Genomic DNA, 23,688 nt, shown 5'->3' with positions numbered 1-23,688 from the left:
GGCGGTCGCTCGGGTCTCGCGATGCGTGAACTGACCCGCGAGCAAGCCCGGCGCATCGCTGTGCGCGCAGCGCTGCTTGACACTCGCGAGCTTCCGGATGACGTGGTCGCCATGGTCACAGATCTGGCGATGCTGCGGGTCGAGCTCACCACCACAGTCGCCCCGGCCGCGGATCACATCGCCTGGTCGCGGCTCGGTTCGTCCTACCGCCCGCGCGATACGGAGCGCGCGCTGAGCGGCGGGCTGCTGTTCGAACGCGGCTGGATGCTGCGCCCGATGGCCGACCTGCCGCTCTTCCTGGCAGGGATGAAGACGTGGGCGGAGCGTGCAGGCGCGACGCGCTGGATGGAGGCGAATGCGGACTTCGTCCGCAGCATCCTCGACCGGATCGGCGACGATGGGCCACTGACGTCGCGCGAGATTGCCGACGAGGCGGTGGAGCCGTGGCCGTCGACCGGGTGGACGAACAACCGCAACGTCACGCAGATGCTCGAGTTCTTGCACATGTCGGGCCGTCTGGCCGTGGTCGGTCGCGTCGCTCGATTGCGCATCTGGGACCTGGCAGAGCGGGTGTTCGACGACGTGCCGGAGGTCCCGCGAGACGAGGCGGCGCGCATCCGAAGCGAACGCATCCTGCGGGCCTGCGGCGTCATGCGTGACAGCATCGCGGTGTCGCCCAGCGAGCTGCACGGCATCGTTCCGGTCGGGGAGCCGGTGACCATCGAGGGCGTCCCGGGAAGATGGCGGGTCGACCCGTCGCAACTCGACCGGCCGTTCGTCGGGCGCACGGCGCTGCTGTCGCCCTTCGACCGCCTGATGACCGACCCCGCGCGGGTCGCTCGACTGTTCGAGTTCGACTACGCGCTCGAGATGTACAAGCCGGTGCGCACCCGCATCTGGGGCCAGTTCGCGCTGCCGATCCTGCACGGGGATCGCCTGATCGGCAAGGTCGATGCCCGGTCCGACCGCGATGCCGGGCGGTTCGTGGTGCATCGGGTGCACGAGGATGTCGACTTCACCGCCGCCATCCGTGCGGCCGTCGACGACGAGATCGAGGCGTTCGCGTCGTGGTTGACCCTGGACGTGGTGCGCGACTGAGTGCTGCATACGGAGGTCCGCTAGGTTGGCACCATGGTCGAGGCGGAGCCGGGGCGCACGCCCCGTGGCAACAGCAACGACCACCTGCGGCGCCACAATCTCTCGACGATCCTGCGGCTGGTGCACCACGAGCGGGCGATATCGCGCTCCCGGTTGACGCAGGTCATGGGCCTCAATCGGTCCACCATCGGTGCTCTGGTCGCCGAACTGGTCGACCGCGATCTGGTGACGGAGAGCGAGGCGGAGGCCACCCGTCAGGTGGGCCGCCCGAGCCTCGTGGTGCGGCCGAGCAGCGGGCCCGTCGGCATCGCGGTCAACCCGGAGATCGACGCCATCACGATCGGCGTGGTTGGCCTGGGCGGCACGGTGCTCGCCGCCACGCGGCATCCGCTTTCTCACATTCCGACGGCGGTCGACGCCGTCGCCATCATCGCGGGGCTGTTGGATGACCTCCGCCCTTCGCTTACGACGGCGCACCGCATCGTCGGGGTCGGCGTCGCGGTCCCGGGCCAGGTGCGTGCGTCGGACGGGCTGGTACGCCTCGCCCCACACCTCGGCTGGCGGGATGAGCCGTTCGCCGCACTGCTGCAGGAGGCGACCGCTCTGCCCGTATTCGCCGACAACGACGCCCACCTCGGTGCTCGGGCCGAAAGTGCCTTCGGGGGCGGTCGTGGCGTGGGCGACCTGCTCTACATCAACGGCGGAGCGAGCGGCATCGGAGGCGGGGTGATCGCGAACGGCCGTCCACTCACCGGGGCCGATGGGTATGCCGGCGAGCTCGGGCATACGATGGTCAACCCGTCTGGTGCGGCCTGCCATTGTGGCGGGGTCGGATGCCTGGAGACCGAGGTGCGACGGGAGCGGCTTCTCGAGCTGGTCGGCCTCGATGCCGGCGCCGCAGCATCCCTCGCCGAGGCGTTCGCGGCGAGCGACGATCCGGCGGTAGGTGCCGAAGTGGACCGGCAACTCGGCCTGCTCGCCGTGGCCATCCGCAACGCGGTCAACCTGCTCAATCCGCGGCTGATCCTGCTCGGCGGTTTTCTTGCCGCGCTGCACTCCGCCGCACCGCAGCGCCTTGCCGACTTCGGAGCGGATCGTCCGCTCGCCGCCTCCGGGGAGTCGCTGCAGATCCGCCCGGCCGCGCTGGGCCCCGATCTGCTCATGATCGGTGCTGCGGAGCTGGCATTCGAACCGCTGCTCGCCGACCCCGCCTCGTTCTAGCTCGACAGCTCGCGGCCGAGCGCGCGATCGAGCAGCGGGCTGCGGAACTTTCCGGTCACGTCGTACCGCTCCATCAGACCCACGAAGTCGGAGCCGCGCGGGTACGGCGGCGCGTGGTGGAACACCTTGCCCCAATGCGGCCGGGCGTCGAAGGGCGCGAGGGCTTCCTCGAGCACGAGCACCGCGGCCTCGACCGCCTGCTGGTCGAGCTTCCAGGTGAAGTGAAAGGCGACCGAATCGCGTCCGTATGCACTGCTCAGCCAGAGCTCGTCGGCGGCGATCGTGCGGATCTCGGATACCAGCAGGTGGTCGGCGAACTTCGGGGCGACCGCCCGCAGCGCGTCGATGGCGGCTTCGGCGTGCTCCCGCCCGATCAGGTACTCACTCTGGATCTCGTCGCCGTTGCTCGGGGTGAACTCGAACCGGAAATGCGCGAGCCGCTCGTTCCATGGCCCGACGATGCCGCCCTGCTCTGTCGCGAAGTCTGCCGGGTTGCCGAGGATAGGATGCTGCCGGCCCTCCGCGGGCGCGTGCCCGAGCAGCTCGGCCACCGCGCCGTCGCGGCTCTTGGTCCACACCTGCTGCACCCCGGCATCCCGCCAGTCGGTGAACATGCTCACGCTGTATGCGCTGGCCATGATTTCGTCGAAATTCTCTGTCACCTCGGCCCACGGGAACCCCAAGAACACCACCTGGGCCACGTCGTACGTGGGCTCGGTGGCGAGAGAGAGCCGCGTGACGATGCCGAGCGCGCCGACGTTTACCACGGCGCCCGCGAAGTCGGGGTGGCTCGGGTCGAGGGTGACGAGTTCACCATCGGAGCGGAGGAGTTCCAGCCCGACGACGGCGCTGGCGAGGTTGCCCACGCGCACGCCCGAGCCGTGTGTGCCGGTGGCGACGGCGCCGGCGACCGAGATGTGGGGCAGGGAGGCGAGGTTGTTCAGGGCCCGCCCGGCGTCCTGCAGTGTTGCGGCGAGGTCGCCGTACCGGATCGCCGAGCCGACGGTGACCGTGTCGCCGTCGATCACCGTCTCGGTGGGAATGCGGCGCAGCGAGATGCGGGCCTCGGAAGCGTCGGCGATCTCGTTGAACGAGTGGCCGGTGCCGACCGCGCGGATGCGGTGGTGGTTCAGAACGAGCTGCTGCAGCTCGTCTACCGATGACGGCTCGAAGTACCCCCGTGCCTGGTACTCGTAGTTGCCCGACCAGTTCGTCCTGCGGCCCATGGTTCTCCTTCGAAACGGGTTGCTCTCGACATCGCCACGCAATATGTTGAGTATCGCAACAAATCACCATGCATGTGTCAGCACCGGCGCTGAGAAAAGGATAGCCATGACGCTCACCCCGACCCGTGACGACAAGTTCTCCTTCGGGCTGTGGACGGTCGGCTACAACGGCAGCGACCCGTTCGGTGGCCCGACCCGTCCGCCGCTCGACGTCGTCGAGGCCGTCGAGAAGCTCGCGGGGCTCGGGGCATACGGCCTCACCTTCCACGACGATGACCTCTTCGCCTTCGGATCGACGGATGCCGAGCGTCAGAAGCAGATCGACCGCCTGAAGCAGGCTCTCGCCGACACCGGCCTGGTCATCCCCATGGTCACCACGAACCTGTTCAGCGCCCCGGTGTTCAAAGACGGTGGCTTCACCTCCAACGACCGCGGGGTGCGTCGCTTTGCCATGCGCAAGGCCATGCGCCAACTCGAGCTCGGCGTGGAGCTCGGCGCGAAGACCTTCGTGATGTGGGGCGGACGCGAGGGGGCAGAATACGACTCGGCGAAAGACATCCGTGGTGCGCTGGAGCGCTATCGCGAGGCCGTCAACCTGTTCGCCGACTATGTCACCGACAAGGGCTACGACATCCGGTTCGCGATCGAGCCGAAGCCGAATGAGCCGCGGGGAGACATCCTGCTGCCCACCCTCGGTCACGCCATCGCGTTCATCGAGACGCTCGAGCGCCCGGAACTGTTCGGCGTGAATCCCGAGGTCGGGCACGAGCAGATGGCCGGACTCAACTTCACCTCGGGAATCGCCCAGGCGCTCTACCAGGGCAAGCTGTTCCATATCGACCTCAACGGCCAGAAGGGAATCAAGTACGACCAAGACCTGGTCTTCGGCCATGGCGACCTGGCCAACGCCTTCGCCCTCGTCGACCTGCTCGAGAACGGTGGCCCGAATGGCGGACCCACCTACGACGGCCCGCGCCACTTCGACTACAAGCCCAGCCGCACCGAAGACATCAGCGGGGTCTGGGATTCGGCGGCCGCCAACATGCGCATGTACCTGCTGCTCAAGGAGCGGGCAGCGGCGTTCCGCGCCGACCCCGAAGTGCAGGAGGCGCTCGCGGCCTCGCGCGTCGCGCAGATTGCGGAGCCGACGCTGAACCAGGGCGAGAGCTACGACGACCTGCTCGCCGACCGCACCGCTTTCGAAGACTTCGATACCGACTCGTACTTCGGCGGCAAAGGCTTTGGATTCGTGCGACTCAATCAGCTGGCGATCGAGCATCTGATGGGCGCCAGGGGCTGAGAGGACGGCGGCAACCGTCAGATGCCCTATTTCGCTCGGCGACGCTCGGTCGCTACTCTGACGAGCACCGATCGAAGAGGAGAACGCCCGTGACGACCGCAGCCGTGGACTCGCCGGCCGCGGTGACACACGCACACCATCGCCACGGCTGGTGGTGGAAGACCCTCGTCGCCGGTCTCGTTCTGTGGATCGTGACCATCGTGGTCACGGCGCTGACCGAAAACAGCAATCTGATTCCGACGCTCATCTTGCTGGGCAGCTTCCTCGTGCCGTTCTCGGTCGTGCTGTTCGTCGTCGAGCGGGTCCGCGGAAACGTCAGCGTGCTGCAGCTCATCCTGGCGTTCTTCATCGGTGGAATCTGCGGCGTGCTCGGGGCCTCGCTGCTGGAATCCGGCCTCACCCAGAGGGTGTTCGCCCTCTATGTCGTCGTCGGCGTGATCGAGGAATTCGTCAAAGCCGCGGTGCTCGTGATCGTCGGCTGGCGGGTGCTTCCGAAGACGGCGGCGCAGGGGGCGTTGCTCGGGGCCACCGTCGGCGCGGGTTTCGCGGCATTCGAATCCGCCGGTTATGCCTTCAATTCCGTGATCACGGCCCGGGGGCTCGATTTAGCCTCGCTGCTGCAGACCGAGGTGTTGCGCGCCATCCTCGCCCCGATCGGGCACGTCCTGTGGACCGCGATCATCGGAGCGGTGATCTTCGGTGCCTCACGTACGCACAAGAAGTACCGCTGGTCGTGGTTCATCCTGCTGGCCTATGCGGGATCGGTGACGCTGCACGGCCTCTGGGATTCGCTCAGCGATATCACCACCACGGTCGCGCTGGTGTTTACCGGCAACGCCCAGACCCTGGCGACCGGCAGTCTCGTGACCGGGACCCCGGGCGCGGTCGAGGCGCTCGCGACCGTGCTCTACGTAGTCGGAGTGGTCGTGCTCGGGGTGGTCGGCGTGCTCGCGCTGTTCCTCATCCTGCGGCACGCGACTAAGCGCGATCGCAGTGCGAACAGCCATCGCGGAGATCCCGTGGTGGCACCGCCGATCGCCGTCTAGTCGATCAGCGCGGCTTCGGGGATGGCGGCCTTCTGTACCCGGCGTGCGCGGGCCCAGACGAAGAAGCCGACCAGGGTGAACACGCCGTAGAAGATGTACATGAAGGCCGAGGCGTAGAAGCCGGCGCTCAGGAGGAGCGGTACGCCCACGATATCGACGGCCACCCAGATCAGCCAGAACTCGACCCAGCCCTTCGCCATACCGTACGTGGCGAGCAGCGAGCCTATGAAGATCCAGGCGTCTGACCATTGCGGGGCGAACGAACCCAGAGCGGTGAACAGGGGAGTCAGCGCGGCGGTACCGGCCACCATCACCAGGATCAGGATGATGCGGGTGCGCCAGCCGGCCCACTGTGGTTGCACCGCGGGGCGGTTCGCGTCCTTCGCGTGCTGCCAGCGGTACCAGCCGTAGATAGAGACCGCGATGAACAGCACCTGTCGTCCGGCCTGGCCATAGAGGTTGATCGGGTTGGGGTTGTCGAAGACCGCGCCGAGAAAGACGGTGAACAGCAGCACATTGCCGACGATGCCCACCGGCCAGGCCCAGATCTTGCGTCGCATCCCGCCGAGGGCGCTGGCCAGACCGAAGACGTTGCCGATCACCTCTCGCCACAGCACGTGCTGAGTGCCGATCACGAACTGTGCGTCGAAAAGCCAGGTGAGGAAGGCCATGTCACTCCAGGGATGTACGGCGGCGGATGCCCGCGCCACGATACACAACACGCGGCGCGGGCCCGTCATTCCGCTCCCTCGTCGCGGGAGTCACATCAGCCGTTGCGCTACTCCGGCGCACCGCCCGAAGCGGTGTCTTCTTCGGTCTCGGCGTCCTGCGAATTCTGGGACTGCTCGTCGTCCGGTGTCTTCTTCTCGGTCATCAGGTTCTCCCTATCGGTGGATCGGGCTTACGGGTGGATCGGACTTATCGGTATATCGGTGGATCAGGGGTTCGGCATACCGCCATTGACGTTCAGCGTCTCGCCGATCACGTAGCTCGACTCCGGTGAGGCGAGAAACACGTAGGCGGGCGCGAGCTCGGCGGGCTGACCGGCACGACCCAGCGGGGTCTGCTCGCCGAACTCGGGCAGCGCTTCGGGCGGCTGGCCCCCTGACGCCTGGAGGGGCGTCCAGATCGGGCCGGGCGCGACGACATTCACGCGGATACCCTTCGGGGCGAGCTGTTGTGCCAGCGCCTTGGAGAAGGTATTGATCTGGGCTTTGGTCGAGGCGTAGTCGACCAGGTTCTCCGACGGGGAGTATGCCTGGATCGAACTGGTGTTGATGATCGTGGATCCCGCGCCGAGGTGAGGCAGCGCGGCCTTCGTGATCCAGAACAGCGAGTAGACGTTGGTGCGCATCGTCTCGTCGAACTGCTCGTCCGAGATCTCCTCCAGGGTGGCTTGGTTCTGCTGCTTGCCGGCGTTGTTTACCAGGATGTCCAGGCCGCCGAGCGCCTCCGTCGCGTCCGCGACGAGCTGCCGGCAATAGGCGGCGTCGCCGACATCGCCGGGGAGCAGCACCGCCGTGCGCCCCGCGGCCTCGACCAGGTCGGCGATGCGCTGCGCATCACTCTGCTCTTCGGGGAGGTAGCTGATCGCGACATCCGCCCCCTCCCGCGCGAAGGCGATCGCGACGGCGCCGCCGATGCCGGAGTCGCCGCCGGTTATCAGTGCCTTGCGACCGTCGAGCCGGCCGGTACCGCGGTAGGTGTTCTCGCCGAGGTCGGCCCTTGGGGTTAGCTCGCTGTCGAGTCCGGGGGTGTCGAGATCGAGCTCGGGTGCGCCCAGGTCGGTGGGGTAGCGGGTGACGGGGTTATCGAAGGTGTACTGATCGCTCATTGCCCGAACGGTACGCGCCGGACGTAACGGCGTGAGGGGGTTGACTACCGGCCTGGTCGGCTCGCCCTGCGGATCTTCTCCGCCTCGGCGATCTCCTTGCGGCGCTTCAGCACGTTGCGGTCGCTGACCTCGGTGTCGCGCGGGGTGACGAAGATCTTCTCGTCGGCATCGATTCCGAGCTCCAGCTCCCGCGCCCGCTCGTACTGGATGTCGAACTCGGCTCCGCAGAGCAGCGTGAGGTTGGCGATCCAGATCCAGATCAGCACCACGACGATGCCGGCGAAGACCCTGTAGGTGCGGTCGAAGTGGGCGAAGTTGGCCACGTAGAACGCGAAGGCCAGCGACACCAGCACCAAGACGATCACGGCGCCCATGGCACCGGCGCTGGTCACCCGGAAGCCGGGACGCCGGGCGTTTGGCGTGAGGTAGTAGAGGATCGTCACGATCAACACGACGGCGAGCACCATGGCCGGCCACTTCACCACGGTGAGCACCAGGCTCGGCGCGGCGCTCAGTCCGAGCGCCTGCGAGATGCCGTCGGCGACCGGCTCGGTCAGGGCGAGCGCCGCGACAGTGATCGCTCCGAGGATCAGAACACCGATGGCCACAACGATGGTGAACGGCTTCAGCTTCCAGATCGGGCGCCCCTCGGGCAGCTCGTAGATGCGGTTCATGGCCCGCCCGAACGCCGCCACGTACGACGAGGTGGCCCAGATCGAGATCAGAATTCCGACGACCAGGGCGTACCCGACCGAGGGGGAGGACGCGAACTTCTCCAGCGGGTCTTTGAGCATGGAGATGGCCGAGTCTGGCGCCACGTCGTGCACCGTGGCGAGGATCGTCGACACCGACGATTTGCCGCTGCCCGCGATCGCGAGGATCGAGATCAGCGCAACCATCGACGGGGCGAGGGCAAGGGCCGCGAAGTAGGTGAGGGATGCGGCACCGTCCGGCAGCTGGTGCGCGACGAAGCCCCGGCTGAACGATCGAAGTACGAGACCCCACGCCGGTCGAGTGAGCCGGAAGCCGGCGTCGGAACTCACTGACCTGGCCATGCACGCCCTTCGGGTTCGGCATCCGCTGAGGTATCGAGAATACCCGTCGCCTCTCGGCGCGGGCCTTGCTCGGCGAACGCACCTTCGTTGGTTGAGGAGCGCCCGAGCGTCCGCGCGAGGACGCGTATCGAAACCTTCTCGAGTAACTCGCACCGGGTTTCGATTCGCGAACGCCGTAGACGGCGTGCGCTACTCAACCAGCAGTACTACTTCTTGTCGTCTTGTAGCGAGCGCTTGGCCGCTTTGTCCGCCTTGATGCGGGCGTTCTCTTCCATCACCGCGGCGTGGGTTGCGCGCTCCTGCACCAGCCAGGCCGGCGGAGCCTGCAGGAGGGCGCTGATCTCATCCGTCGTCATGACGTCGTCGGCGCCGCTGCGGGCAAGACCCGAATTGGAAATGCCGAGCTTGTGGGCGACGACGTCGCGCGGATGCGGGCCGTTCTTGCGCAGCTCGACCAGCCACTGCGGCGGGTTGGCGTTCAGCTCGTTGAACTGCTCGCGGGTGACCGGCGACTCCTGAAACTCTGCGGGTGTCGCGGGCAGGTATACCCCGAGCTTCTGGGCGGCCGTTCCGGCCTTCATGGTCTGGGGGGATTTCGCCGACGTCATCTGACCAGCGTAGCCTGAGAGCCCTGTCGGCCCGCCGGGACGGCCAGGCTGGAGGACCGGATGGATGTCGAACGCTTCACCATCGCGTTCGTTACCGGGGTCACGCTCACCCGGTGGACGTCCGCTTGGCAGGAGCGGCACGCATCCGTTCCGCTCGGATTTCTGCCGACGTTCGAGGACGATCAGCTTGCCGCCCTGCTTACGCGCGAAGCTGACATCGCGTTCGTGCGGCTGCCGGTCGAGTCCGAGGGGCTGAGCGTCATCCCTCTATACGTCGAGCAGCCGATGGTCGTCGCGCAGAAAGGGCACGCGATCGAGGCGACGGATGCCGTCACCCTCGCCGACCTCGACGGCGAACTGCGCGTAGACGAGAACCTGAGTCCAGCGGATGCCGTGGAACTCGTCGCCGCGGCCGGCGGTATCGTGCTGCTTCCGCAGTCGGTGGCTCGGCTCGCCGCTCGCAAGGATGTGGTTGCGCGCCCGGTAACCGATGCCGCCGAGACCCGCATCGCCCTGGTCTGGCGCGCGGACGACACGACCCCCGAGATCGAGGAGTTCGTCGGGATCGTGCGGGGGCGCACCGCGAACAGTTCGCGCTCCGTACAGCCAGAGCCTGTCGCTCCGAAGAAGGCGCCGCCGAAGCCGGCGGTGAAGAAGGCCAAGCCGATCACGGGCCGCACCCGCCCCCGCAAGCCCCGTCGCCGCTGAGTGCCACCGGTTGAGTAGCGCACGCCGTCTACGGCGTCTGCGGATCGAAACCGCCGTGTCGTACCGGGGTTTCGATACGCGTCCTCCTTCGTCGGGCGCTACTCAACCAGCGTGAGACGACGAAACCCGCCCCGGAAGCACCCCGGGGCGGGTTCGTCGCGTCGTGGTACCGCGCACTGCGGTCGGGTAGGACTCGGCGCCGAGCAGCATCGTCGTGTAGTTCGGTCCGAGGGCGACGCCGAACAGTGAGACACCGAATGTAAGGGTGTTACGAAACCCGCAGGTAGTGGGTTCATGGTCCGGCGAAGGGTCTCCGTTTTCGTGGTGTCAGTTCGCGCTGACACCAGCCTGAACTGACATCACGAAATCGCGCCTCTCCCTTTTACGAAACGACGGAGATTCTGCGCAAACGCGCCCGGATCGCACCGAATTGCTCTGGAATAACAATTTCTCCGTCGTTTCGGACAGCGGCGGCCGAACGGCAGGGCGGCCGGGCAGCAGGGGGCACGGCCGGAGACTCGGCCTACTCGACGGGCGCGACCACAGCACGACGGCTGCGCACCCACGCCACGATGCCCGCGATGATCCCTGCCAGGATGAACGCCCCGCCGATCACGTATGCCGCGGACTTCACGGCCGGGATGCTCGCCGCGAAGTATCCCGTCACGGTGAGCAGCACGCCCCAGGCCAGCGCCCCCACGACGTTCGCGGTCACGAACCGCAGATAGTTCATCCGCGCGATGCCGGCGACCGGCGGCACGAACACACGCCCCCACGGGATGAACCGCGCGACCACCACGGCCCACCAGCCGAGCGCGGCGTAGAACCGTTCCGCCCGCTCGACACCGCGCTGCACCCACGGCCCGCGCCGGCGATCGAGGTACGGCCGCCCGTAGCGCCGGCCGAGCAGAAACCCGACCTGGTCGCCCAGGAACGCCGCGATTCCCACGCCGATCGCCAGCACCCAGATGTTGAGACCCGCCGCGGTCGCGGTGAGGATTCCCGCGGCGAACAGCAGGGAGTCACCGGTCACGAAGGGGATGAACACCCCGACGAACAGCCCGGTTCCGGCGAAGACCAGACCCCAGACGATCAGGTAGAACAGCACCGGGCCGACAGCGTCGAACCAGCTCGTTACCTGCCCGTCGAGGGCGGCGAGGCGCAGCATCCGGTGTCCTCTGTCGGCCAGTCGGTCTAGTCGCTCGACCCCGGGAATGCGAGCGATGCCGCGCGCTCGGCGAGGCGGCGCTGCACGCTTGCCTGCGCCTCGGCGATCACCTCGGGCGCGAGGTGCGCGTTCTGGTGCTCGCTACTTCCGTGGTGCTTCTGGATGTAATCGTCGAGCGCCGGGCCGCACTCCCACGAGGTGATGAGGCAGTAACGCGGCGCGGATCCCTGGTGCCAGACGGCGTGCCAGAAGCGCTGCGTGTCGACGATGATCTGTGCGCCGGCCGGCAGGGCGAGCCGGATCTCGCTGGATGGGTCGAAGCGGTCCTCGCGCAGCACGATGAACGATTCGGGGTCGTCGGTGAGGTTGAAGAACCCTCGCACGATCCAGCCCGACTCGTCGGGGTTCAGGCGGTTGTTGTCATCCTGATGGAGGTTGTAGAGGGTCTCGGTGTAGTCATTGGGCTGCAGCTCGATCACGCGGCAGCGGCCGACGTTAGCGCCCGGCTCCGTGGCCCGCTCGACCAGATGCGGGGCTTTCTCGACCTGGGACGGAATCCAGACGCCATCCTTATCGGTGCGCGGCGGGGTGCTGTTCCAGAACCCGTTGACCTCGATCTCGCCATTCGCGCTGGCGAGCGGGGCGAACCGTGTGTCACCGGAAGATTTCCAGTCGACGTATTGGAGGTCGAGCCATTCCTGGGGGTCCGCGGCCTGGTCGTAACGATCCAGGATGACGTAGCCCTTCTCGTCGAGCAGGGCGGATTTCACGTAGCTCATGCGAGCCCCTTCGAGTACGAGAACCAGTACGTTTTTGCTGGCTCAACTTAGGACACCCTAACACCGCGACCGTGCGCAATCCCCGTCTGGGGCCTGCTGTTCTGCGCCTGCGAGTAGCATTCCCTCGACGGAGCAGGAGACATGACGAACAGCACCGATTCCGAGTTCGACCCCAGGTTCGATCCGGCGTTCCAGCCCGGCTTCGACCCCGCGCGGCACGAGCCGCGATCGGCGACGTCGCCGCGAGCGCAGTCGCAGCAGCAGACGGATGCCTACCAGCCCGCCGCACCGACGACTCCGCCGCACGTGGTCGCCGTCGACCCCCTCACGCCTGCGCAGCGAGCTCCCTCGGCCGACACGGGAGCGCTCACCGAAGCCTCCGAGGTTGTGCGTCGCGTAGATCCGTACCTCGTCGTGCTCTGGGTGATCAGCGCGGTGCTCATCGGGGGCGGCATCTACTCGCTGCGGCTCATCGGCGACCGCATCACCGCGCTGTCCGCGTCGGGGGACTTCGGCGGCCCCGGCTACTACCTGCTGCAGGCCTTCACGATCGGGGCGCCGATGCTCGTCGTGCTCGGCATCGCGACGGCGGTCGGCACCGTGTTCCTGGTGGCGGCGCGCGGTCGCCCGCGGCGGTCGACGGAGTAGTGGCCGGTACCGGTAGCTAGCTTTGACAGCGCGGGCACCAGTAGGTGTCGCGAAGCTGCAGTTCGTTTTCACCGAGCGTTCCGCGCTCGATCGGGGTGCCACAGCGCAGGCAGGGTTTGCCGTCGCGCCGATAGACCCAGTCCGTCTCTCCGCGCAGGGTGCCGGTGGTGGTGCGGTCGACCCGGTCTTTGTTGGCGTCGATGAGGCGATGCGCGAGGTCGATCATCCGTACCGGATTATCGACCTCCCCGACCGGTCGTGTCGGCAGCACCCCGCGCAGAAAGCAGAGCTCGTTGCGGTAGACGTTGCCGAGCCCGGCCAGCACCCGCTGATCGAGAAGCGCCAGCCCCACCGGTCTCGAGGGGTCTGCGGTGAATCGGCGGAGGGCCTCGTCGGCATCCCAGTCCGGACCGAGCAGGTCAGGGCCCAGATACCCCACGATCGTGTCTTCGTCGGATCGGGCCACCACCTCGAGGGTGCCGAGCTGGAAGCCGACCGCCGTCCAATCTGCCGTGGACAGCACCGCCCTGGCCTGCCAGTCCGGTCGACGCCAGCGTGTGCCCGGGCGGTACAGGTGCCAGGAGCCTTCCATTTTCAGGTGGCTGTGTACGGTCCAGTCGCCGATCCGCATCAGCAGGTGCTTGCCGCGGCTGACGATCGAGTCGACGGTCTCTCCCGCGAGATCGAGGGTGGCGAAGGCGGGAACGCGGAAGTCGCTGCGCACGAGCGGATGCCCGGTGAGCGCAGCATCCAGATTCTTGGCCGCACGATAGACGGTGTCGCCCTCAGGCACGCTGCTCCCTAGCCACGCAGCCTCAGCCCCTGCGGTGTCGTAGTGAATCCCGCGGCGACGAGGGCGTCGCCGAGTGGGGTGCCGATCACGAAGTCGCCGTCGACCCGCTCGACCCGCAGCCTGCCGAGCGAGCGCCGAATCGTGCTGGCGAGGGAAGACGCCGCGGCCTCGAGGGCGCGCTGCGGCAGGTCGAAGGTGAGCATGGTCTTGCCGCCGCGCTCCACATACAGGGCGAGCGACCCGTCGACCAGGATGACCAGAGCTCCCGCCTTGCGACCGGGGCGGTGACCCTTCTTCTCGTCAGCCCCCTCCGTGACAGCGGCAGCGGGCCAGGCCAGTGCGGCACCGTAGGGATTTGCGGGATCGGTCGCGGCGAGGGTCACCGCGGTCGGCGCTCGCTCGCTGTCGGGCTCGCGGGCGAACGACCGCAACCGATCGATCGTGGCGCCGGTGGCGAACTGGGCTGCTCCGAGGCCCTCGATGAAATAGCCGCGGCGGGCTCGACCGGTCTCCTCGAATCGACTGAGCACCCGGTACGCCAGCGAGAATCCGCCGCGGATGCCCTCGCTCACCACCGACCCTCGGGTGACGACCCCGTACCGCTCGAGCAGCAGCTCGGCGGTGGCGACCCCGCGCACGGTGGAGTCCGGTTCGGCGAGGGGAAGCAGTGACCATCGTCCGGCGGCGCTGGGCGGCCCACCCTGGCTGGGGAGGGCAGACCGTGCCCGACCGCGGTAGGCGCGGGTGCGCGGAACGGCGCGCGGGCGGGACGGGGTTGAACCAAGGAGCGCACGCAGCGGGGTCAGCGTGTCGTTGGTGACCAGGCCCTCCCAGACCAGGTCCCAGAGCGCGGCGGTCAGCTCTTTGTCGTCGACAATCCCATAGTCCGACGCGCCGACGGAATTCGAGAGCTGCCGGAAGAAGAACGCGCCACCGCCGGCGAGGCTGGCCAAAATCGAGCGTTGCAGCTCGGTCGTTTCGGCCCCGGTCGGCTCGGGCAGGGTGAGCGCGGCGGTGTCGGCGAGGTGAAAGCTCAGCCAGCCGTCATTGCCGGGCAACGTGCCGCCGCCCGACCAGATGACCTCGCCGGAGGCCGTCAGCTCGTCCAGCATCACCGGGGAGTAGTCCTTCACCCGGGCGGGGAGCACCAGTGACTCCCAGGTGGATGCCGGCAGCGCCACCCCGGCGAGCTGGTCGATCACCTGAGCCACGCCATCCGTTCCGCGCAGCGGTTCGGTCACGTGCTGCCAGGCCGGCAGGAAGCGGCCGAGGGTCGCGGCGTCGACCGGCTCGACCTCCTGACGGAGCGCGGCGAGCGACCGGCTTCGCAGCCGTCGCAGTACCTCGTTATCGCACCACTCGCTGCCGGAGCCACCGGGCCGAAACTCTCCCTCGACGACTCGCCGCGCGCTGGCGAGCCGGCGCAGCGTGTCGACGACGACGGCGGGGCCGAGACCGAAGCGTTGGGCCGCGGAGATCGCGGTGAACGGCCCGTGAGTGCGGGCAAAGCGGCTGATCAGGTCGCCGAGCGGATCGTCGACGGGCTCGACGAATGCGGCGGGGATGCCGATCGGCAATGGGGTGCCGAGGGCGTCGCGCAGGCGGCTGGCGTCTTCGATGACGGCCCAGCGCTCGGAGCCCGCCGCCCAGATGCGGTTGGCCCGCGCGAGTTCCGTCAGCGATGTCTGCAGCCACGGAAGGGGTTCCGCGCCGACGTGATCGAAGTCGACCCGACCGAAGTCGACGCGCTCGAGCAGCTCCGGTTCCGAGAGCGGACCGAGCATCCGCAGCAGGTCGACCAGCCCTTCGACGTCGCGCGCCTTGCGGTCGGGCGCCAGTCGCTGCAACTCCAGCTCGGTCTGCTCGATTACCAGCGGGTCGAGCAGTTCGCGCAGTTCCGTTCGTCCGAGAAGTTCGGCGAGCAGCGTCGAGTCCAACGACAGCGCGGCGGCTCGACGCTCGGCCAGTGGCGAATCGCCCTCGTACATGAAGGCGGCGACGTAGCCGAACAGCAGCGACCGGGCGAAGGGTGAGGCCTGCTCGGTCTCCACCTCCACCAGACGGATGCGTCGGCTCTCGATCTCCTCCGCGATGCCGGTCAGCGCGGGAAGGTCGTAGACATCCTGCAGCACCTCACGCACCGCCTCCAGGATGATCGGAAAGCTCGGGTACTTGCGCGCGACATCCAGCAGCTGGGATGCCCGCTGCCGCTGCTGCCACAGCGGCGATCGCTTCGCGGGGTTGTAGCGCGGCAATAGCAGTGCCCGAGCGGCACACTCGCGGAAGCGCGCCGCGAACAGCGCGGAACCACCCACTTCCTCGGTGACGATGTCGCGCAGCTCGGCGGGGTCGAAGACGAACAGATCGAGCCCCGGGGGCTGTGCCTCGGTGTCGGGGATGCGCAGAATCACGCCGTCGTCGCTCGCCATCGCGCCGCCGTCGATGCCGAATCGGTCGCGGATGCGCGCCCCGACCGCAAGAGCCCACGGCGCGTGAACTTGCATGCCGTACGGGGAATGCATCACCACGCGCCAGTCGCCGAGCTCGTCACGAAAACGCTCGACCACGAGCGTGCGATCGGTGGGAACGTGCCCGGTCGCCTTCTTCTGGTCGTCGACGAAGGCAACAAGGTTGTTCACCGCGCGCTCGTCCAGTCCGCCGGCGAGCACCCGCTCGCGAGCCGCGGCGTTGTCAGCCGAGGCGACCTCGCGGGTGAAGGCACCGACCGCTCGGCCGAGCTCCACCGGTCGCCCGAGCCCGTCGCCCTTCCAGAACGGCACCCGCCCCGGTTGCCCGAAAGCGGGGGAGACCACCACCCGGTCATGGGTGATGTCCTCGATCTTCCAGCTGGTGGTGCCGAGGGCGAAGACATCGCCGACGCGCGACTCGTAGACCATTTCCTCGTCGAGCTCGCCGACGCGCATCGGCGCACGCTCGCCCTCACCTGAGCCGACCATGAACACGCCGAACATGCCGCGATCCGGGATGGTGCCTCCGGAAGTCACCGCGAGGCGCTGCGCTCCCGGCCGCCCCGTGATCCGCCCGCTCACGCGATCCCAAATGATGCGCGGCCGCAGCTCCGCAAATTCGTCAGACGGGTACAGCCCGCTGAGCAGGTCGAGCGTGGCGTCGTAGGCCGAGCGCGGAAGCGTCGCGAACGGTGCGCTGCGCCGAACGGTGTCGTACCACTCCTCCACATCGAGGGAGTCGAGAGCCACCGCCGCGACCGTCTGCTGCGCGAGCACGTCGAGCGGGTTCTGCGGGATCGACAGCGATTCGATCAGCCCCGCGGTCATCCGCTCACTGGCGACGGCAGAGTGGATGAGGTCGGCCCGATGCTTCGGAAAGATGATGCCGCGCGACACCTCGCCGACCTGGTGACCGGCCCGGCCGATGCGCTGGAGGCCGCTGGCAACCGACGGCGGGGACTCCACCTGGATGACCAGGTCGACCGCGCCCATGTCGATGCCGAGCTCGAGGGATGACGTGGCGACGACACAGCGCAGACGCCCCGACTTGAGATCGTCTTCGATGAGTGCGCGCTGGTCTTTGCTCACCGAACCGTGATGCGCCCGCGCCAGCAGAGCCGTCGACCCTGCGGTCTGCCCCGACGCCCCCATGAGCTGCGCCGGCGCGTGCGCTGGTTGAGTAGCGAAACCCCCGCCAGCACTGACCCCGGCCGCGATGCGCGCGCGGGGGTCATCGTCCCCCTCGGTCTCCCACGGCGGGTTCAGCCGCTCGTCGTAGATCTCGTTCAGCCGCGCAGTGAGGCGCTCGGCCAACCGCCGCGAGTTGGCAAACACGATGGTCGACCGGTGCTCGAGGATGCGATCGACGATCTCCTCCTCGACGTGCGGCCAGATCGAGCCTTGTGGAGCGCTGCCCGCAGCCGAGCCCTCGAGCGGTGCCGCGGTGCCGAGCTCGGTCATGTCGTCCACGGGCACGACGACCGACAGGTCGAACTTCTTGGTCGAGGGCGGCGCGACGATCGTCACCGGCTCGCCGCCGGCAAGAAACCGTGCGACCTCTTCGCGCGGCCGCACCGTCGCCGACAGCCCGATGCGCTGGGCGGGCTTGTCGAGCAGCATGTCCAGCCGCTCGAGCGACAGCGCCAGGTGCGCACCGCGCTTGGTCGAGGCGACCGCATGCACCTCATCGATGATGACGGTGTCCACACCCTTGAGGGTCTCCCGCGCGCTCGCCGTGAGCATGAGGTACAGCGACTCCGGTGTGGTGATCAGGATGTCCGGGGGGCGACGCTGCAACAGGCGCCGGTCGGCCGAGGGGGTGTCGCCCGACCTGACGCCGACGGTGACTTCGGGCGGAGTCATCCCGAGCCTTTTTGCGGTCTGGGTGATGCCGACCAGCGGCGAGCGGAGGTTGCGCTCGACGTCGACGCCGAGTGCCTTGAGCGGCGAGATGTAGAGCACGCGGGTGCGATGGTTCGGGTCATTCGGTGGCGGGGTGGTGGCCAGGCGGTCGATCGCCCAGAGGAACGCGGCCAGGGTCTTACCCGAGCCGGTCGGTGCGACGACCAGCGCATGCGCGCCGGAGGTGACCGCCTCCCACGCTCCGAGCTGGGCCGGAGTGGGCGCGCTGAAGGCCCCGGCAAACCACTCTCGCGTCGCCGGGGAGAATTTCTCGAGCACTGAGCCCATCCGTCTATCATCCCCTCGACTACTGACATCCCGGCCGGACCGCCCCCAGTCTTCACGGGCGGCCGACTCGCGGCCGCCAGTTCTTGCGCGATTGTGCCCGTTCGTGCGGCGTGTGCCCGCTCGAGCAGGCACAATCCACACGAACGGGCACAATTCGCGACGGGGCACGCGGCCGCTAACGCTCGGATGTGACGTGCCAGACAGCTGCATCGCGTAAGAATGGAGCATGAGCTCCGTTGGCACTCCCGATCCGAATTCCGGCTGGCTGTCAGAAGAGGAGCTCGCCGAAGCGCGCCGCCGCCTCCCACTGCTGTACGTCGAGGCACTGCCCGTGCGAGTGGATGGTGTCGGCCAGGTGACCGAGGTCGGCGTCCTGCTGCGGGCGAACGCCGAGGGTGCGATCACGCGCACACTGGTTTCTGGTCGAGTGCTCTACGGCGAGAGCATCCGCAGCGCGCTGTTCCGCCACCTCGAGAAAGACCTCGGCCCCATGGCCTTCCCGCTACTGCCGGCCAGCCCGGTGCCGTTCTCGGTCGCCGAGTACTTTCCGTTCCCCGGCGCGCAATACACGGATGACCGCCAGCACGCGGTGTCGTTGGCCTACGTCGTTCCCGTCACGGGTACCTGCGACCCGCGGCAGGACGCCCTGGAACTCACCTGGATGACCCCGATGGAGGCCGCGTCCCCGGGTATCGCCGCCGACATGGAGGGCGGTCGGGGTGCGCTCGTGCGAGCCGGCCTCGCCTCCGTCGGCGCCCTGTACTAGCAAGCGCTGGTTGAGTAGCGCACGCCCTCTAGGGCGTTCGCGTATCGAAACCTTGCTGCGGGGTGGGTTTCGATACGCGTCCTCGTTCCTCGGGCGCTACTCAACCGGCGAGCACTACCGCTTCGGCGTCACGAACAGACCGGCGGCGGCATCCGCTGTTGACTGGTCTTTCAGTTTGAAGTGCTGCTTCTTTCCGGTCGCCGTGTAGGGAAGCTCATCGACGAAGGCGTACCGGCGCGGCCGCTTGAAGTCGGCGAGCTCCGGGCTCGCCAGCGCGAACGCGTCGAGGTCGTGGGCCGCGGCATCCCGGTCGGTGAGGGCACCGGGCTTGGCCTTCACATAGGCGACGACCAGCTCGCCCCATTCGGCATCTGGCATCCCGACCACGATGGTGTCGGCGACTCCAGGTACCTGTGCGAGCACGGCTTCGACCTGCACCGGGTGCACGTTCTCACCGCCGGAGATGATCATGTCGTCTTTGCGTCCGATGACGGTGACCATCTCATCCTCGGTCCAGGTGGCGAGGTCGCCGGCGTACAGCCAGCCATCGTGGAATTTCTTCGCCTGCTCCTCGGGGTTGTTGCGATATGCCCCGCCCGCCTTGATCGAGCGCACGATGACCTCGCCCACCTCTGACCCGTCCTTCGCGACGATGTCGCTCGGGTCGGCGACGCGATCGGCATAGACCTTCACCACGGCGACGTCGTCGTCGATGTTGCCGCGCCCCGCAGCGCCGGCCGCGGAGGTCAGCTCTTCGGGGCGGAGGAAGGTGTTCCAGAATGCCTCGGTGGTGCCGTAGCCGTTGGCGATCTTCGGGGTCAGCACACGTTGGTAGCGCAGCGCCGCCGCCTTTTCGAACGGCGCACCCATGGTGACGATGCCCTTGAGGCTCTCCAGGTTGCGCGGGGCGGGCTCCTGAGCCTCGGCCAGCCGCTCGAGATTCGTCGGGGCGCCGATGACATGGCTCAACTGGTATTTCTCGACCAGGTCGAGCACGAGGTCCGGGTCGAACTGCGGAAGCGTGACCACCGAGCCGCCGACGTAGAACATGCTGTTCGGACCAGCACAGTATGTGCCACCGCGGTGGAACCATGGCGACATGTTCATCGTGCGGTCGCCGGGAACCAGCGACATGTGCATGATCACGTCGTGCGCGCTCAGCGTCTCGTTGAGGCTCGACAGCGGCACGGCCTTCGGCATCCCGGTCGTGCCGGACGTGTAGAGGCGGGTGGTCTCGTCCCAGACCGAGCCGCCCTCGGGGGCGGTGAAACTCGGAGCGTGCGGGTCGAGAACATCGCCGAACCGCAACGAACCCTCGACCGGGATGCCGTCGCCCACCGCGACGATCACCGGCGGAACGTGATCGGAGAGCTCCAGCGCGCGGGCCACGTTCGCAGCATCCGCCGCCTCATAGAAGAAGACGACCGGCTTCGAATCATTCAGGATGTATGCGGTCTCAGCAGGCGCCAACCGAAAGTTCATCGGGGATGAGACGGCGCGCAAGCCCTGGGTGGCAACGTAGAGGAAGGCGAACTCGGGGCGGTTCATGAGCTGGTAGGCGACCACGTCGCCGACGCCCACCCCGTGCGCGGATAGGCCGGCCATCAGCTGCCCGGTGACCTCGCCGAGCTGGGCGTAGGTCCAGGTCTGTCCAGACTCGGAGTCGGTAATCGCCAGGCTCGCGGCATAGCGATGGATGTTGCGCTCGATACCCGAGGCGTAGGTGAAGTGATGCTCGAAGACATCGCGAAGGGCGGAGGGGTCGTAGTCGCTGTTCTGTGACAGGGCTGACGCGGTGATGTCGGTCATGTCTTTACGATAATCCCGCGAAAAACGGTAGACAGCGACGTCTGCGGGTTAAACGACAGCGCGCCCGTTTGTCATCCCCGCGGCAGGTGTACCTACCGCGGGGATGACAAACGGGCGCGCTGTCTGGAGAGCTGACTAGCCGCGAGCGCGGGTGCGACCGCCGGCCGGGCGCGAACCCTGGCTGGCTGAACCCGATGCGGTGCTGTAGAAGGCGCGCGAGCCACCGGTGCTGGCGGTGCGCTGCCCGCCGGTGCGAGCGGCGCCCGACTTCGGCCCGCCCTGCTTCGGAGCACCCGAGGCCGCTCCGCCCTCGCGCACGGCACGCTTGCGCTGGGCGTTGGCACCCTGCGAGCGTCCCTGGCCGGCCGAACGGCCGCCCTGGGTCTGGCCGCCCTGCGACTGGCGCTGACGCGGCGCACCCTGCGGCTGCACTGCAGCGCGGGGAGCGGGCTTCACGTATGCGGCGACATCGCCCACGAGTGCGGCGACCGCGGGGGAGTCCGCGGTGACCTGCTGCGGGGTGACGGTGATGTCTGCCTTGCGCAGCAGGGCTGCGGTGTCTTTGCGCTGGGCCGGCAGCACGAGCGTGACGACCTCGCCCTCCTTGCCCGCGCGGGCCGTGCGGCCGGAGCGGTGCAGGTAGGCCTTGTGCTCGGCCGGCGGGTCGACGTGGATCACGAGCTCGATGTCATCGACGTGAACGCCGCGGGCCGCGACATCCGTTGCCACCAGAACGCGCACGTCACCAGCGGAGAACGCGGCCAGGTTGCGGTCGCGCTGCACCTGAGACAGGTTGCCGTGCAGGTCGACGGCGGGGATGCCGGAGTCGGTGAGCTGCTTGGCCAGCTTCTTGGCGTGGTGCTTGGTGCGCATGAACAGAACGCGGCGACCGGTGCCGGAGGCGAGCTTCTCGACGAGGAGCTTCTTGCTCTCGACCGACTCGGTCTCGAACACGTGGTGGGTCATCGCGGCGACGGGGGAGTTGGCCTCGTCGACCGAGTGCAGAACCTCGTTGTGGAGGTACTTGCGCACGAGCTTGTCTACGCCGTTGTCGAGGGTGGCGCTGAACAGCATGCGCTGTCCGCTCTGCGGGGTCTTGTCCATGATGCGGGTGACGACCGGCAGGAAGCCGAGGTCGGCCATGTGGTCCGCCTCGTCGAGGATCGAGATCTCGATCGCGTCGAGGCCGACGAAGCCCTGCTTCATGAGGTCTTCGAGGCGTCCGGGGCAGGCGACGATGATGTCGACACCGGCCTTGAGGGCCGCGACCTGGCGCTGCTGCGAGACGCCGCCGAAGATCGTGGTGACCTTCATGCCGTAGCTGTCGGCAAGCGGCTCGATGACCGCGGTGATCTGGGTGGCGAGCTCACGGGTGGGGGCGAGCACGAGTCCGAGCGGGCGACCCGGGCGGCGCTTGCCGCCGGAGAGGGCGCCGCCGAGGCGGGCGACCATCGGGATGGCGAACGCGAGCGTCTTGCCTGAACCGGTCTTACCGCGGCCGAGCACATCGCGGCCCGAGAGGGTGTCGGGCAGGGTGTCGACCTGAATCGGGAATGCCGTCTCCTTGCCCTGCGTGGCAAGAACGGAGACGATCGGCTGGGGCACGCCGAGCGCGCCGAAAGTGGTGGTGATTTCTGACATGGATGTGGTGCTTTCGCATCGGTCCGCACGACGACGAAAGCGCCTGAACGGGAAGTGGCGAGAGCGGCGGTGGCCGCAATCGATCGCCGGAGAAAGTGTCTACAACCGTTTCGATCAGTGATGATCTGCGGGAGAAGAGTAAGCGTTCAACGACGCAGGGAGATCGTCATGATCTCGCAAGTGACCCCAGCTTAGCACCCGCGCTCTGCTAATAACTGCCGGAGTAGCGCTCCCCGACGGGGATCTCGACCGCCACGGTGTTGCCAGCCTGGGCGAGCGGGCAGGCCCATTCCGGGTCGTACGCGCACGACGGGTTGTAGGCGAAGTTGAAGTCCAGGACCAGGGAGTTCGGCCCAGCGCCCTGACCGAGATCCGCGCCCTTGATCGTGTCGATCAGGTAGCGGCCGCCGCCGTAGGTGCCGCCCGGCACGCGCGACAGTGCGTCTTTGATCGGCACGAAGATGCCGCCTCCGTAGCTGCCGAGCTTCCAGACATCGAGCGGGCCGACCCCGGGCACGTCGGCGATGCCGATGCGCTCGAACGGGACGATCCCGTCGGTGCCGGTTTCGACATCCATCCGCTTCGGATCGGCGTCGATCACCTCGACCGTGAAGCGCCAGTCCGGGTCGTACGGCCGCACCGGAAGTCCCGTGAACTCGGCGCGGTCGTCGGGCAGCAGCGGGGTCGACGGATGTTGCGCAAACAGTTCGTCGCGCCCGCGCCGCCAGAGATCATGGGCGGCAGGCAGATCGGTGGATGCGCGCACCTCGGCGTAGAGCGCGAACACGCGGCGGCGCCAGTCGGCGACCTCGAAGGCGGTCATGCGGCGCTCCAGGTCGGTGCGAGCCGGCGTAGTTGCAGGCCGCGCCACTGCCAGAATGCCCAGTAGAACAGCCAGAGCGGAAGGGTGAGCGCGCCAGCCGAGACCTCGAGCTGGTCACGGTAGAGGGTGCGCGTGCCGAGCGGCGCGACGGCCATGCTGTGCCTCCAGTTGGTTACCGCGGCGAGGGCACCGTGCACCCCGCCGCCGTCGTCCCGCACGATGTGCACGTCGCCGGCGTCGAGAAATTCGGGGCGCTTCTGGAACGACAGACGGATGGCCTGCTCGCCGAGGGGGAACAGTCCGAATGCCTTCGCCCGCACCCGGTATTCCCCCTCCGACCACTCCGACGGAAACCCGCCCGGGTCGGTGGTGAACGTCGTGAAGGGTGCCGAGACGGCGCGAAACACCGCAGGGTCGCGGAGGGCCCGCCACGCGGCATCCGGTGGGCAGTCGAGGACCAGCTTGAGCAGAACGCGCATGACCCCATTGTGCGCCCGGGTTGGCTGG

The 23,688-nt window shown here is 67.9% G+C and carries 20 protein-coding genes; 7 read left to right on the top strand and 13 right to left on the bottom strand.

The features are described from left to right. Positions 1 to 21: 21 nt before the first annotated feature. Both IV501_RS12460 and IV501_RS12455 read left to right on the top strand, forming a co-directional pair. A complete protein-coding gene (locus IV501_RS12460) occupies positions 22 to 1,098 on the top strand; it encodes a DNA glycosylase AlkZ-like family protein (RefSeq protein ID WP_200556656.1) in 1,077 nt (358 codons plus the stop codon). Positions 1,099 to 1,131: 33 nt separating this feature from the next. Next, the gene (locus IV501_RS12455; RefSeq protein WP_200556655.1) at positions 1,132 to 2,319 is read left to right on the top strand and encodes an ROK family transcriptional regulator; all 1,188 of its coding nucleotides are present in this window, start codon (positions 1,132 to 1,134) and stop codon (positions 2,317 to 2,319) included. Here IV501_RS12455 and IV501_RS12450 read toward each other — a convergent pair. Further along, positions 2,316 to 3,545 carry an FAD-binding protein gene (locus tag IV501_RS12450; RefSeq protein ID WP_200556654.1) on the bottom strand — a complete coding sequence of 410 codons (1,230 nt, stop codon included), beginning with the start codon at positions 3,543 to 3,545 and terminating at the stop codon, positions 2,316 to 2,318. The genes IV501_RS12455 and IV501_RS12450 overlap by 4 nt on opposite strands. 106 nt (positions 3,546 to 3,651) lie before the next feature. On the opposite strand from IV501_RS12450, the gene xylA reads away from it, so the two are divergent. Both xylA and IV501_RS12440 read left to right on the top strand, forming a co-directional pair. Beyond that, a complete protein-coding gene (gene xylA, locus IV501_RS12445) occupies positions 3,652 to 4,845 on the top strand; it encodes a xylose isomerase (protein ID WP_200556653.1) in 1,194 nt (397 codons plus the stop codon). An 89-nt stretch (positions 4,846 to 4,934) separates the two neighbouring features. Next, positions 4,935 to 5,891 carry a PrsW family intramembrane metalloprotease gene (locus IV501_RS12440; RefSeq protein ID WP_200556652.1) on the top strand — a complete coding sequence of 319 codons (957 nt, stop codon included), beginning with the start codon at positions 4,935 to 4,937 and terminating at the stop codon, positions 5,889 to 5,891. Here the strand turns inward: IV501_RS12440 and pnuC are convergent. The 4 genes from pnuC to IV501_RS12420 all read right to left on the bottom strand — a co-directional run bounded on the left by pnuC (position 5,888) and on the right by IV501_RS12420 (position 9,388). Continuing rightward, positions 5,888 to 6,562: a nicotinamide riboside transporter PnuC gene (pnuC, locus tag IV501_RS12435; RefSeq protein WP_200556955.1), complete on the bottom strand. Its 675-nt coding sequence runs from the start codon at positions 6,560 to 6,562 to the stop codon at positions 5,888 to 5,890. The genes IV501_RS12440 and pnuC overlap by 4 nt on opposite strands. A 266-nt stretch (positions 6,563 to 6,828) precedes the next feature. Further along, positions 6,829 to 7,725, bottom strand: a complete 897-nt coding sequence (locus IV501_RS12430) for an SDR family oxidoreductase (protein ID WP_200556651.1) — start codon at positions 7,723 to 7,725, stop codon at positions 6,829 to 6,831. A 44-nt stretch (positions 7,726 to 7,769) separates the two neighbouring features. Beyond that, positions 7,770 to 8,768, bottom strand: a complete 999-nt coding sequence (locus IV501_RS12425) for a YihY/virulence factor BrkB family protein (protein WP_200556650.1) — start codon at positions 8,766 to 8,768, stop codon at positions 7,770 to 7,772. Between the two features lie 218 nt (positions 8,769 to 8,986). Beyond that, complete coding sequence (locus IV501_RS12420; protein ID WP_200556649.1) at positions 8,987 to 9,388, bottom strand: DUF5997 family protein; 402 nt, start codon at positions 9,386 to 9,388, stop codon at positions 8,987 to 8,989. A 60-nt stretch (positions 9,389 to 9,448) separates the two neighbouring features. Between IV501_RS12420 and IV501_RS12415 the strand changes: the two genes are divergently transcribed. Continuing rightward, a complete protein-coding gene (locus IV501_RS12415) occupies positions 9,449 to 10,096 on the top strand; it encodes a LysR family substrate-binding domain-containing protein (RefSeq protein ID WP_200556648.1) in 648 nt (215 codons plus the stop codon). Between the two features lie 523 nt (positions 10,097 to 10,619). Here the strand turns inward: IV501_RS12415 and IV501_RS12410 are convergent. Both IV501_RS12410 and IV501_RS12405 read right to left on the bottom strand, forming a co-directional pair. Further along, positions 10,620 to 11,264: a DedA family protein gene (locus tag IV501_RS12410; RefSeq protein WP_200556647.1), complete on the bottom strand. Its 645-nt coding sequence runs from the start codon at positions 11,262 to 11,264 to the stop codon at positions 10,620 to 10,622. Between the two features lie 26 nt (positions 11,265 to 11,290). Further along, entirely contained in the window at positions 11,291 to 12,043 is a 753-nt protein-coding gene (locus IV501_RS12405; protein WP_200556646.1) for a hypothetical protein, read from the bottom strand. A 141-nt stretch (positions 12,044 to 12,184) separates the two neighbouring features. On the opposite strand from IV501_RS12405, the gene IV501_RS12400 reads away from it, so the two are divergent. Further along, positions 12,185 to 12,691 carry a hypothetical protein gene (locus tag IV501_RS12400; protein ID WP_200556645.1) on the top strand — a complete coding sequence of 169 codons (507 nt, stop codon included), beginning with the start codon at positions 12,185 to 12,187 and terminating at the stop codon, positions 12,689 to 12,691. A gap of 16 nt (positions 12,692 to 12,707) precedes the next feature. Here the strand turns inward: IV501_RS12400 and IV501_RS12395 are convergent, their stop codons facing one another. Together IV501_RS12395 and IV501_RS12390 are read right to left on the bottom strand one after the other, a co-directional pair. Then, the gene (locus tag IV501_RS12395; protein WP_200556644.1) at positions 12,708 to 13,484 is read right to left on the bottom strand and encodes an Fpg/Nei family DNA glycosylase; all 777 of its coding nucleotides are present in this window, start codon (positions 13,482 to 13,484) and stop codon (positions 12,708 to 12,710) included. An 8-nt stretch (positions 13,485 to 13,492) separates the two neighbouring features. After that, positions 13,493 to 18,142 carry an ATP-dependent helicase gene (locus IV501_RS12390; protein WP_200556643.1) on the bottom strand — a complete coding sequence of 1,550 codons (4,650 nt, stop codon included), beginning with the start codon at positions 18,140 to 18,142 and terminating at the stop codon, positions 13,493 to 13,495. 226 nt (positions 18,143 to 18,368) lie between these two features. On the opposite strand from IV501_RS12390, the gene IV501_RS12385 reads away from it, so the two are divergent. Then, positions 18,369 to 18,908 (top strand): NUDIX hydrolase family protein, encoded by a 540-nt coding sequence (locus IV501_RS12385; RefSeq protein WP_200556642.1) that lies wholly within the window; start codon positions 18,369 to 18,371, stop codon positions 18,906 to 18,908. A gap of 114 nt (positions 18,909 to 19,022) precedes the next feature. On the opposite strand, the gene IV501_RS12380 is transcribed toward IV501_RS12385, so the two are convergent. The 4 genes from IV501_RS12380 to IV501_RS12365 all read right to left on the bottom strand — a co-directional run bounded on the left by IV501_RS12380 (position 19,023) and on the right by IV501_RS12365 (position 23,660). After that, the gene (locus IV501_RS12380; protein WP_200556641.1) at positions 19,023 to 20,717 is read right to left on the bottom strand and encodes a class I adenylate-forming enzyme family protein; all 1,695 of its coding nucleotides are present in this window, start codon (positions 20,715 to 20,717) and stop codon (positions 19,023 to 19,025) included. A gap of 135 nt (positions 20,718 to 20,852) precedes the next feature. Beyond that, positions 20,853 to 22,358, bottom strand: coding sequence for a DEAD/DEAH box helicase (locus IV501_RS12375; protein ID WP_200556640.1), 1,506 nt, complete (start codon positions 22,356 to 22,358; stop codon positions 20,853 to 20,855). A 208-nt stretch (positions 22,359 to 22,566) separates the two neighbouring features. Next, complete coding sequence (locus tag IV501_RS12370) at positions 22,567 to 23,181, bottom strand: DUF1684 domain-containing protein (RefSeq protein WP_200556639.1); 615 nt, start codon at positions 23,179 to 23,181, stop codon at positions 22,567 to 22,569. Beyond that, positions 23,178 to 23,660, bottom strand: coding sequence for a hypothetical protein (locus IV501_RS12365; RefSeq protein WP_200556638.1), 483 nt, complete (start codon positions 23,658 to 23,660; stop codon positions 23,178 to 23,180). The genes IV501_RS12370 and IV501_RS12365 overlap by 4 nt, the downstream gene beginning before the upstream one ends. Positions 23,661 to 23,688 lie beyond the last annotated feature (28 nt).

This window comes from Lacisediminihabitans changchengi (genome assembly GCF_016634425.1).
Classification (GTDB): Bacteria; Actinomycetota; Actinomycetes; order Actinomycetales; family Microbacteriaceae; genus Lacisediminihabitans; species Lacisediminihabitans changchengi.
Note: the sequence above shows the minus strand (reverse complement) of the source record. Positions and strands in the feature narration are given on the sequence as shown.

Coding starts and splice junctions, on each gene's coding strand:
- IV501_RS12460 (WP_200556656.1), top strand. CDS start 22: ATGCGTGAACTGACCCGCGAGCAAGCCCGGCGCATCGCTGTGCGCGCA.
- IV501_RS12455 (WP_200556655.1), top strand. CDS start 1,132: ATGGTCGAGGCGGAGCCGGGGCGCACGCCCCGTGGCAACAGCAACGAC.
- IV501_RS12450 (WP_200556654.1), bottom strand. CDS start 3,545: ATGGGCCGCAGGACGAACTGGTCGGGCAACTACGAGTACCAGGCACGG.
- xylA (WP_200556653.1), top strand. CDS start 3,652: ATGACGCTCACCCCGACCCGTGACGACAAGTTCTCCTTCGGGCTGTGG.
- pnuC (WP_200556955.1), bottom strand. CDS start 6,562: ATGGCCTTCCTCACCTGGCTTTTCGACGCACAGTTCGTGATCGGCACT.
- IV501_RS12430 (WP_200556651.1), bottom strand. CDS start 7,725: ATGAGCGATCAGTACACCTTCGATAACCCCGTCACCCGCTACCCCACC.
- IV501_RS12420 (WP_200556649.1), bottom strand. CDS start 9,388: ATGACGTCGGCGAAATCCCCCCAGACCATGAAGGCCGGAACGGCCGCC.
- IV501_RS12415 (WP_200556648.1), top strand. CDS start 9,449: ATGGATGTCGAACGCTTCACCATCGCGTTCGTTACCGGGGTCACGCTC.
- IV501_RS12410 (WP_200556647.1), bottom strand. CDS start 11,264: ATGCTGCGCCTCGCCGCCCTCGACGGGCAGGTAACGAGCTGGTTCGAC.
- IV501_RS12405 (WP_200556646.1), bottom strand. CDS start 12,043: ATGAGCTACGTGAAATCCGCCCTGCTCGACGAGAAGGGCTACGTCATC.
- IV501_RS12400 (WP_200556645.1), top strand. CDS start 12,185: ATGACGAACAGCACCGATTCCGAGTTCGACCCCAGGTTCGATCCGGCG.
- IV501_RS12390 (WP_200556643.1), bottom strand. CDS start 18,142: ATGGGCTCAGTGCTCGAGAAATTCTCCCCGGCGACGCGAGAGTGGTTT.
- IV501_RS12385 (WP_200556642.1), top strand. CDS start 18,369: ATGAGCTCCGTTGGCACTCCCGATCCGAATTCCGGCTGGCTGTCAGAA.
- IV501_RS12380 (WP_200556641.1), bottom strand. CDS start 20,717: ATGACCGACATCACCGCGTCAGCCCTGTCACAGAACAGCGACTACGAC.
- IV501_RS12375 (WP_200556640.1), bottom strand. CDS start 22,358: ATGTCAGAAATCACCACCACTTTCGGCGCGCTCGGCGTGCCCCAGCCG.
- IV501_RS12370 (WP_200556639.1), bottom strand. CDS start 23,181: ATGACCGCCTTCGAGGTCGCCGACTGGCGCCGCCGCGTGTTCGCGCTC.
- IV501_RS12365 (WP_200556638.1), bottom strand. CDS start 23,660: ATGCGCGTTCTGCTCAAGCTGGTCCTCGACTGCCCACCGGATGCCGCG.